The sequence below is a fragment of the Pseudomonas sp. D(2018) genome (genome assembly GCF_005502555.1).
In the GTDB taxonomy this organism is placed as follows: Bacteria; Pseudomonadota; Gammaproteobacteria; order Pseudomonadales; family Pseudomonadaceae; genus Metapseudomonas; species Metapseudomonas resinovorans.
Map to the genome: position 1 here is coordinate 1 of NZ_SCOK01000095.1, position 9,416 is coordinate 9,416.

Annotated in this window: 7 protein-coding genes and 1 pseudogene; 3 read left to right on the plus strand and 5 right to left on the minus strand. The window is 63.7% G+C overall.

Annotated features, from left to right (window positions below; all coding sequences use genetic code 11):
• The 5 genes and pseudogenes from FFS60_RS28005 to FFS60_RS28025 form a co-directional block, all read right to left on the minus strand.
• Positions 1-956 (minus strand): annotated as a pseudogene (locus FFS60_RS28005) (glycine dehydrogenase (aminomethyl-transferring)); the annotation flags it as partial.
• 9 nt (positions 957-965) lie between these two features.
• Complete coding sequence (gene gcvH / locus FFS60_RS28010; protein WP_028628251.1) at positions 966-1,343, minus strand: glycine cleavage system protein GcvH; 378 nt, start codon at positions 1,341-1,343, stop codon at positions 966-968.
• A 599-nt stretch (positions 1,344-1,942) separates the two neighbouring features.
• The gene (locus FFS60_RS28015) at positions 1,943-3,466 is read right to left on the minus strand and encodes a sigma-54-dependent transcriptional regulator (protein WP_028628252.1); all 1,524 of its coding nucleotides are present in this window, start codon (positions 3,464-3,466) and stop codon (positions 1,943-1,945) included.
• A gap of 180 nt (positions 3,467-3,646) precedes the next feature.
• Positions 3,647-3,871 (minus strand): hypothetical protein, encoded by a 225-nt coding sequence (locus tag FFS60_RS28020; protein WP_028628253.1) that lies wholly within the window; start codon positions 3,869-3,871, stop codon positions 3,647-3,649.
• A 406-nt stretch (positions 3,872-4,277) separates the two neighbouring features.
• On the minus strand, positions 4,278-4,604 hold the full coding sequence (locus FFS60_RS28025; RefSeq protein ID WP_137823836.1) for a hypothetical protein: 327 nt from the start codon (positions 4,602-4,604) through the stop codon (positions 4,278-4,280).
• 241 nt (positions 4,605-4,845) lie between these two features.
• On the opposite strand from FFS60_RS28025, the gene pqqF reads away from it, so the two are divergent.
• From pqqF to FFS60_RS28040, 3 genes are all read left to right on the plus strand, one after another.
• Entirely contained in the window at positions 4,846-7,305 is a 2,460-nt protein-coding gene (pqqF, locus tag FFS60_RS28030) for a pyrroloquinoline quinone biosynthesis protein PqqF (RefSeq protein WP_137823837.1), read from the plus strand.
• A gap of 278 nt (positions 7,306-7,583) precedes the next feature.
• Positions 7,584-8,732, plus strand: a complete 1,149-nt coding sequence (locus FFS60_RS28035) for a porin (protein WP_256658175.1) — start codon at positions 7,584-7,586, stop codon at positions 8,730-8,732.
• A 239-nt stretch (positions 8,733-8,971) separates the two neighbouring features.
• The coding region (locus FFS60_RS28040) for an FIST N-terminal domain-containing protein (RefSeq protein ID WP_305955963.1) at positions 8,972-9,416 on the plus strand (445 nt) is incomplete at its 3' end.

Here is a 9,416-nt window from a genome sequence, read left to right on the forward strand (position 1 = left end):
TGCATGGCCAGGCGCAGGGCCGGCTTGCCGTGGCGGTCGATGGACACGCCGACCAGGCGGCCGGGCATGTCGCGCTTGAAGGTGTCGCGGGTGGCGAAGTAGGCCGCGTGCGGGCCGCCGAAGCCCAGCGGCACGCCAAAGCGCTGGGCGCTGCCCAGGGCGACGTCGGCACCGAACTCGCCGGGTGGGGTGAGTAGGGTCAGGGCCAACAGGTCGGCGGCGACCGCCACCAGGGCATTGGCGGCGTGGAAGCGCTCTACCAGCTCGCGGTAGTCGAAGAGGTCACCATTGGCGGCCGGGTACTGCAGGAGCGCGCCGAAGTAGGCGCTGGCGTCGCTGATCTCGCGCTCGTCACCGATCACCACTTCGATGCCCAGGGGCTCGGCACGGGTGATCAGTACGTCGAGGGTTTGCGGGTGGCAGTGCTTGGAGGCAAAGAAGGTGTTGCTGCCCTTGTTCTTCGACAGGCGCTTGCAGAAGGTCATGGCTTCGGCGGCAGCGGTGCCTTCGTCCAGCAGGGAAGCGTTGGCCACTGGCAGGCCGCTGAGGTCGCTGACCAGGGTCTGGAAGTTCAGTAGGGCTTCCAGGCGACCCTGGGAGATTTCCGGCTGGTAGGGGGTATAGGCGGTGTACCAGGCCGGGTTTTCCAGCAGGTTGCGCAGGATCGGGCTGGGGGTGTGGCAGGGGTAGTAGCCCTGGCCGATGTAGCTCTTGAACAGCTGGTTCCTGGAGGCAATGGCCTTGATGGCGGCGAGGGCTTCGGCCTCGCTCTGGCCAGCCGGCAGGTCGAGCACGCTGGTGCCCTTGATGCTGTCGGGGATGACGCTAGCGGTGAGGGCTTCGATGTCATCAAAGCCAAGCAGCTGCAGCATGGCCTTGGTATCGGCATCACGCGGGCCGATGTGGCGAGCGATGAATTCGTTGGTGGTGCCGAGGGCAGGGGTTGAGAGGCTCATGGTCGTTCCTCAGCCGTTGGCTTTCAGCAGGTTTTCGTAGCCGGCCTGGTCGAGGAGGCCGTCGAGGATGCTGGTGTCGGCCAGCTGCATGCGGAAGAACCAGCCTTTGCCCAGGGGTTCTTCGTTGACCAGCTCGGGGCTGTCTGCCAGCGCCTGGTTCACTTCAACCACTTCGCCGTCGAGCGGCATGACGATGTTGCTGGCAGCCTTCACCGACTCCAGCACAGCGACTTCTTCACCCTTGGCATACGCCTGCAGCTCCGGAAGCTGAACGAAGACCACATCGCCCAGGGCGTCCTGCGCGTACTCGGTAATGCCTACGGTGACGCGACCGTCTTCTTCAAGGCGCAGCCATTCGTGGTCGGCGGTGAAACGCAATTCGCTCATTTTTGGTCCTCAACTCGTATGACGCGCCTGTTTCTTCTGCCAAGCGCTTAGCCCCGCACGTGGTCATTGCCGCGCGCTGTTGCCCGGCCTTTAGCAAGGGCAGTGCCAGAAGGCTGAAAGCCTTGTGTATCAAGGCGTTGAGGGTTGTATTGAATAGTTTGGATGAAATTTGGTGTAGCGATATCGCTACGGAGCGAGGGGGGCTTGCTAGGGGATTTTCAGCAGGCGCAGGCGTGGCGGGGGTTTCAGGCGGTTGTTGCGAATTCGTTACGCCGTATCGATTTCGCTACGATTTTTCGATGAAAAACTATATTTATGTCCAAAAACAATAGCTTGTAATGATTATGTGATGCTTTACAGGAGCTATGAGGACTGCCCCATCTTGAGGGTCGCAACTATGCCCGTAGGAGCTGGCTTGCCAGCGAATGGCCCCGTTTCGCTGGCAAGCCAGCTCTTACAAGGCTCTTGGCCTGTTAGTCAATCTCTCGCACAGCTAACGCAGACATGGCGAATGAATTCGCCCCTCCAGGATGTGGCTGATTTGTTTTTGAAGAAAGCTATTAGTTTCAGGCAAATAGGCAGCTTATCTAGAAAGCAGATCAGCTTTTGCCTGGGATTCCGTACTTGCGCAGGCGATGGGCGATGGCGGTGTGGGAGGTCTGCAGTCGGGCGGCCAACTGACGGGTCGAGGGGTAGGTGACGAAGAGCTTCTCCAGCAGTGCCCGTTCGAAGTTCTCCATGGCCTCTTCCAGGCTGTTCACTTCGCCATCGCTTTCCCGCGCCACGGCGGTGCCGGCGATGTCCAGGTCGCCGATTTCCACCAGGCTGCTGTCGCAGATGGCTGCGGCACGGAATATGACGTTCTGCAGTTGGCGCACGTTACCGGGCCAGCGGTTGCCCAGCAGCGCCTGGAAGGTTCCGGGCGCCAGTCGGCACGCGGGGCGCTGGATCTGAGTGCAGGCGTGCTGCATGAAGAAGCGCGCCAGCAGCAGGATGTCCTGGCCGCGCTCGCGCAGGGGCGGCACTTCGAGGTTGAGCACGTTGAGCCGGTAGAAGAGGTCCTCGCGGAAGGCCCCCTCGCTGACCATCTTCTCCAGATTGCGATGGGTGGCGCTGAGGATGCGCACGTCCACCTTGATTTCGCGGTCGCCGCCCACCCGGCGGAAGCTGCCGTCGCTGAGGAAGCGCAGCAGCTTGGCCTGCAAGTAAGGCGACATTTCGCCGATTTCGTCGAGGAACACCGTGCCCTGGTGGGCGAGTTCCAGCAGGCCAGGCTTGCCGCCGCGCTGGGCGCCCGTGAAGGCGCCGGGGGCATAGCCGAACAGTTCGCTCTCGGCCAGGTTTTCCGGCAGCGCGGCGCAGTTCAGCGCCAGGAACGGCTGATTGCGGCGGGTACTGGCAGCATGGCAGGCGCGGGCCACCAGCTCCTTGCCGGTGCCGGTCTCGCCGCGGATCAGCAGTGGTGCATCCAGGGACGCCACGCGCTGGGCGCGAGCCTTGAGGGTGGCCATGGGGGCGGAGTCGCCCAGCAGGGCATCGAAACCTTCGGCTGCGTGGTCATGGTGCAGGGCGGAAAGGCGCTCACCGATACGGTTCGGCTGGTAGAGGGTCAGCAGTGCACCCGCCAGGTGATCCCCTTCGGTAATGGGGACCGCATCCAGCAGCAGTGCCTGGCCCTTGAGCGTGATTTCCCGCAGGGGCAGCCGGAACCCATGCTCCAGCAAGGCGCTGTGCAGGCGGTCGTCACCGAAGAGCTGTGCCAGGGGCTGGCCTTCTGCTTCTGCCCCATAGAGGGCGGTCAGCGCCGGGTTGGCCAACAGGATGCGGCCGCCGCCATCCACCGCCAGCACCGGGTCGGTCATGGCGGCCAGCAGTGCGTCCAGTTGCAGTCGACGACGTTGGCCGGGAAGGATGTCCACCACCGTCACCTCCTTCACGCCGTGTACTGCATGCAGCGCTTCGCGCAGCTCATCGAGCACGTCGGGGCTGAGGGTAGGGGCGTCGATATAGACGTTGGGCGGCACCATCTCGACCGCATCCAGGTTGAGATTACGGCCGCCGAGCAGGGCCAGGACCTCCTGGGTGATGCCGACGCGGTCGATGAAGGTGACGTGAATTCGCATGGAGATGCTGGGCTGGCGATTTGAAGGGGCGAATTATGCCCGGTCTGTCGCTCTGAGGTAACAGGCTGTCGGTGTTGCTGTGCGTCTATAGGCCGGTTTCGTTCAGCGGTCCGCCGGGGGAATTCGGTTGCCCATGAAAAAGCCCCGCGTGGGCGGGGCTCTTCGTTTGTCGCTGGTTCATCAGCAGGTCAGGGCTCTCTGTGCCCGGTCAATCACATGCTGGAGGTGGCCGGCATTGCCGTAGTGCTCCGGGTACAGGCGCTCGCTGTGACGGGCTACACCGAATTCATTGACGACGGTGAAGCTGAAGTTGCCGTTGCGAGCGGCGGTGATGTGGCAGGTGAACGGCGCAAAGGCGCTGGTCAGGGTGCTGATTGCAGCTTGGGCTTGATGATGGATGGTCATCGTGTTGCTTCCTTCGATTTGCGGCCAATGGGCCGCCAGACAAATAGCTCCGAATCCGCCGAGCAACGCGCTCTGGTCGAATGATCCTTATCGGAGCAAGGGTGCCGGCATGAAGTTCCTCGATCGGGATCAAGCTCTGGCAGCTGGTACTTGGGATGCCAGGTGCTGCGCCGGGTAAGGGTCTGGCCCGGCTGGCAGTCCTGGTCAATCTACCGTGCGTTCATGACAGCTTTGCTGCATCGCCCTGGGGCGGGAGCCACTGTCTTCTAGGCGGCGGGGGTGGCCATGTCCCTTTTGGTGTGGCTCGTTCGAAGTCGAAAGAGCGAGGGATCGGAGGGCCGGATTGACTTACAACTTGGTACTAACGGCGGCGACCCTAGCGGATCGTCTCGCCGATTGCAAGCTTTCAATGACTATGGGGCAACTGGCTGATGTCGATTTCGGTCACCAGGGACGTTCGCGCAGGCGGGGTACGGGCGAGCAGGGGGCAGAAACGGTCCAGCGACTGAATCAGGTCCCACTGCAATTCAAGGTCATGGCCCAGGCCGGTAACCTTGTCGAGCAGACCGACCGAGGCGTTCTGCAGGTTGGTGTCGGTGGAGTTGGCGAGGTTTGCCGTGACCTGTGCCAATAGGGTGGTGATGGCGGTCATGTTGCGAGTGGTGAGGGCCAGGATGTTGGCCAGCAAGGCTATTTCGCTCTGCGGTACTTGTTGTTGGGGAATCTGGTCCATGAGTGCTCCGGTAGGGCCACCAGTCCGTATGGCATTGCGCCATTATCGGTTTGAGATGCCAGTCGCAACGATGGAGTCACGCCCCTAAGAGATGCTGGCCAATGTCTTATTGGCTTGTAGGAAATTCGCTAATAGTCGAAAGAACAGCACACAAGGACTGTCGGACTAGTCCCAAAGCAGCATTGCCGAGTCTTTGGTCGGCTTCGAAGCTAATGCTGTTCTCCACCTGGTTCGGCCTGCCATGTCCGCCCTCATCGAGTCTTCCGCGCAGCAACGCCCACTGGATCTGCTTCTGGTCAATGGGTTGCGCGTGCGCCTCGTGTATCGGCCGGATACCGCGCTTTCTGCGGCCCTGGTGGAAGTCCGCGGTGGCAGTCACGACGAGCCGGGCGAGTTCCCGGGGTTGGCGCACTTTCTTGAACACCTGGTCTTCCTCGGCAGCCGCGAATTCCCGGTTCACGAGGGACTGATTCCCTTCGTCCAGGGCGTGGGGGGACGCGTCAACGCCAGCACCCGTGCGCGCAGCACACGCTTCTTCTGCGAAGTGCCGGCGACACACTTGGAGCAGGCCCTGGCGCGGCTCCTGGACATGCTCGCGAACCCTTTGCTGGAGACGGATGCCCTGTGGCGCGAGCGCGAAGTCCTGCAGGCTGAGTACAGCGCCCGTGCGCAGGACCTGCAGACCCTGTGTGAAGCCGCGCTGGCCTGGGCATTGGCCCCTGGCCATCCGCTGGCGGATTTCCACGCGGGCAATGCATCCAGCCTGAAGCTGGAGTCGCCGGCGTTCATCCCGGTGCTGCGCCGGTTCCACCAGGCTCACTATCAGCCCGGCCGCATGTGCCTGACCCTGGTGGCGCCATTGCCGCTGGCCCGGCAACTGGAACTCGCACGGCGTCACGGCGAGCGGCTGCGTGCGGGAATAAAACTGCCTGAGCCCGCGTTGCCGCCGCTGTTGCCCCTGCGCGCGAGCCGGCTGCGGCTTGGTGTGCCGGGCGCACCCGGGAGGTTGTCGTTGGCGTTCGCGCTGGAACGGCAGGGGGCTGGCCTGGAAGTGGCCGTGAGCTTTCTTGAAAGCCTGGCGACCGATGAGTCCACCGGCGGCCTGTCGGCTCGCCTGGGATTCCTGGGACTGAGCGATGGTATCCAACTGCACTTGCCCTATGCCCATGGTGGCCAGGGCTTGTTGTTGATGGACTTCGATTGGGTCGAAGGGGCGGACAGCGCGCAACTTGAAGCGGAAGTTCTGGACTGGCTGGCCTTTCTTCGCGCCTCAGCACCCTGGCCAGGGCTCTGGGAAGAACGGCTGGAGATCCTGCGACACAAGTCTTCGGCCCTGGAACCGCTGGAGGCTGCGCTGGCTCCAGGACTTCCCGAGCCGGCAGACGTTCGCACATTGCTGGAACAGCTGCGGGCCGAGCGTATGGTCCATCTGGAAACCGGCGCATCCAACCGTGCGCCCAACCTGACGTCGGCGGGCTTTCCCCTGCAACTGGAGCGCCTCGGCGTTCGTCCTGGCGCAAGGTCCACCGCCAGTTGGCGGCTTCCCTCGGCCAATCCCTATTGGCGTTCCAGGGCGTCAGCGCCGGTGGAGGCCTCGCTGGTTCCTTTGCTGCCCGGGTTGCCCAGCGCTCCTGAACAGGGCGCGCTATTCCTGCGCTGGAATCCCGGCGAGAACGGGCTGCCCCATGGCCTCGCCTGTGGACTGCAGCGGGCATTGCGCCCCATCCTCGGTGCCGCCGGCCTGGCTGGGGTAGAGGGACGACTCCAGGCGGAGCAGGGCGGACTGACGCTCGACCTGATGGGCAATGCAACGGCATTGCGGCAGGTCATCGTCGACCTGCTGCCCATCCTGCAGGCGCCACCACGTTGGGCCTTGGCCCAGGGGCCACGCCTCCAGCGCAGTGCCATGCGCCGTCAGGCAGGCGAACTGCCCATTCGCCAATTGCTGCAACGCCTGCCTGAGCTGTTGGAAAGCCCGCGAGCGGAAGCGCCCTCAGTGCTCGATCTGGATGCCCTGGCGCGTTTCTGGCGGCAGGCAGGCTGGCAAGGGCTGGGCATCGGTGATGTGGGCCTGGATGCGGAACTACCCGGAATGCTCAGCCCGCACCAGTCGAGGGTCGGGGAGGGCGGGCGTATCTGGCATCGGTTGCCGATAGAGGGCGAGGCCGCACTCCTGCTGTTCTATCCCCTTGAGTCCGTCACCGCCGAGTCCGAGGCTGCCGTGCGACTCCTCGCCAGCCTGCTTGAGCCGGCCTTTCATCAACGCCTGCGCGGCGAGCTGCAGCTCGGTTACGCGCTGGCCTGCGGCTATCGCCAGCTGGGTGGACACCGCGGCCTGTTGTTCGCGGTGCAGTCGCCGCGCGTGTCGGTGGCCGGGCTCTTCGAGCACGTCCAGGCGTTTCTCGTTCGCCAGTACGACCGGCTCGTGCAGTTGGATCGGGTGCAACTGCGTGAGCGAGGCCAGGCGCTCGACCAGAAATTGCTTGGGCAAGGCACGAACTTCACGGCCTATGCCCGCCAATGCTGGTTCGATCGCCAGGCCTGCCTTCCGGTCGACCACCTGGCGCAGGTACGCCACGCCCTGGCCGGGCTGCAGCCCGGTTCTCTGCTGGAGCAGCAAGGTCGCCTGCTTTCCGGGGTGTCCTGCTGCGCCATCGCCAACGCCGAAGCCTGCGAAGCGAACTGGCACACCGGCGCCTGATTCCACGTCCAATCACCGACTGAAGGACGAACCCGAAAGGGTGTCGTCCTTTCGTGCCTGCGCGTCAGCCCGCCGACCCAAGACCTTGGGGCGGACCGGTCTTAAGCCTTGCCGATGCAGCTCCTGCGCTCCGGCCAAAGCAGCGCAGAACCCCTGCCATTGCAGCGTATGGCGGGCTTGATGGCGTTTCGATAATCGCCTCCGACACGACTGACCTGCCCGGTCGTCCACCCACAGCGGAGAGCGTCATGCACAACAAGAAAATCGCCCATGCCCGTATGTCCCGCCTCGCCCTCGCGGCGGCGGTAGCGCTGGCCACCCAGCAGGCTGGCGCCGAGATCGTCCTTTATGACAAGGACCAGACCACCTTCTCCACCGACGGCTACGTCAACGCCTTCTACGTCAACAGTGACGTGGATCGTGACGGCGAGCAGTTCGATCGCCGCCAGTCGCGGGTCAAGATGGGCTTTCTGCCCAACTGGATCGGTTTCAACATGGGCAAGCAGGTGGACGACCTGAAGCTCGGTGCCCGCTCTTCCTTCTGGGTCACCATCAACGACAGCGAAACCAATGGCACCGCCACCGCCATCGATGTCCGCCAGTTCTACGGCACCGCTGGTGGCCAATGGGGTGAAGTGCTGGTGGGCAAGGATTTCGGCCTGTTCGCGCGTTCCAACATCCTGCTCGACGAACTGCTCGCCGGTTACGGCCAGGTGAGCGACACGCTGGGCCTGGTGGATGGTGGCGGCGTGTCCTTCGGCAACATCGGCAGCGGCTATCCCTATCCGTTCCCAACCTCGCAGATCACCTACCGCAGCCCGAAGACCGACGGCCTGCGTGCCGCCGTCGGCATCATGGACCCGGTGGACACCAACGACGACAGCCCCACCGGCAAGGCCTACCAGGAGAATCCACGCTTCGAATCGGAGATCACCTACGAGGTCGAACTGGGCGGCGCGCAGATCTATTCCTGGGTCAACGGTGCCTACCAGACCTCGGAGAACACCGACCCCAACGTCGACTCCGTGACCTCCAAGGGCCTGGGCTATGGCGTGCAGGCCAAGATGGGCGCCTTCACCCTGGTGGGCTCAGGTTTCCAGGCGAAGGGCATCAACCCGTTCTTCACCAACAACGCCGGCGAACCGACCCTGCGCGAAGTGGACAGCGACGGCTACCTGTTGCAGGGCTCCTACCGCTTCGGCAAGAACCGCCTGGCGCTGTCCTATGGCAAGACCAAGGATGACGGCAACGGCGTGGTCAACACGGGCGCCGACTACGAAACCCGCGGTATCGCGCTGTTCCATGACATCAACGACAACCTCAAGCTGGTGGCCGAGTACAACCAGTTCGAGATCGACGGTCACGAGGGCGACGCCCAGAACGAAGACACCGACACCGTTGCCGTGGGTGCCGTGTTGACCTGGTAAGCCCTGTTCCAGATCGCTCCGGTTTTGGCGGGAGAGACGCGGGTCCTCCCGTCTTTTTGGTTTTCGGCAAGGGATGCGTAGATCGTAGCCCGTAGGCGCTGGCCTCATCCCGCGCGCTCGCCAGGTATGGAGTTGCTACCTTCGAACGAGCCCGCCCAGTACCCAAGAAGGATGGGGCGGCCCGCAAGCCCTCCGTAGAATTTCCCCATCCACAGCAGGCTGATTGAGTGAGACCGAGGATGCTCGAGGAACCGGAAGAGGGCGTCGTCACCGCCATGTCCCTGGCCAGCGAGGCAGAGGCCGTGGCCCAGGACCTCGCGCGCCAGCTCATCCACCCGTACCTGGGGTTCGTGCTGTTCTTCTGCTCGGCGGAATACGACCTCGTGGCCCTGGGCCAGGCCCTGGAACAGTACTTCGGCGGCGTGCGCCTGGTGGGCTGTACCAGCGCCGGGGAAATCACGCCGCAGGGCTATGGCCGCAACTGCGTCAGCGCAGTGGGCTTCGACCATCGCAGCTTTTCCATCGCCAGCGCCCTGGTGGATGAAATGGACCGCTTCGGCCTGATCCACGCCCAGCAGCTGGTTGAGCGGCTGGTGCAGGACTGCCGGGCCAATTCCCTGGCGCCGATCAAGGGCCACAGCTTTGCCCTGACCCTGCTGGACGGTCTGTCCAGTCGCGAGGAGG

Coding starts and splice junctions, on each gene's coding strand:
- FFS60_RS28020 (WP_028628253.1), bottom strand. CDS start 3,871: ATGACCATCCATCATCAAGCCCAAGCTGCAATCAGCACCCTGACCAGC.
- FFS60_RS28035 (WP_256658175.1), top strand. CDS start 7,584: ATGTCCCGCCTCGCCCTCGCGGCGGCGGTAGCGCTGGCCACCCAGCAG.
- FFS60_RS28015 (WP_028628252.1), bottom strand. CDS start 3,466: ATGCGAATTCACGTCACCTTCATCGACCGCGTCGGCATCACCCAGGAG.
- pqqF (WP_137823837.1), top strand. CDS start 4,846: ATGTCCGCCCTCATCGAGTCTTCCGCGCAGCAACGCCCACTGGATCTG.
- gcvH (WP_028628251.1), bottom strand. CDS start 1,343: ATGAGCGAATTGCGTTTCACCGCCGACCACGAATGGCTGCGCCTTGAA.
- FFS60_RS28025 (WP_137823836.1), bottom strand. CDS start 4,604: ATGGACCAGATTCCCCAACAACAAGTACCGCAGAGCGAAATAGCCTTG.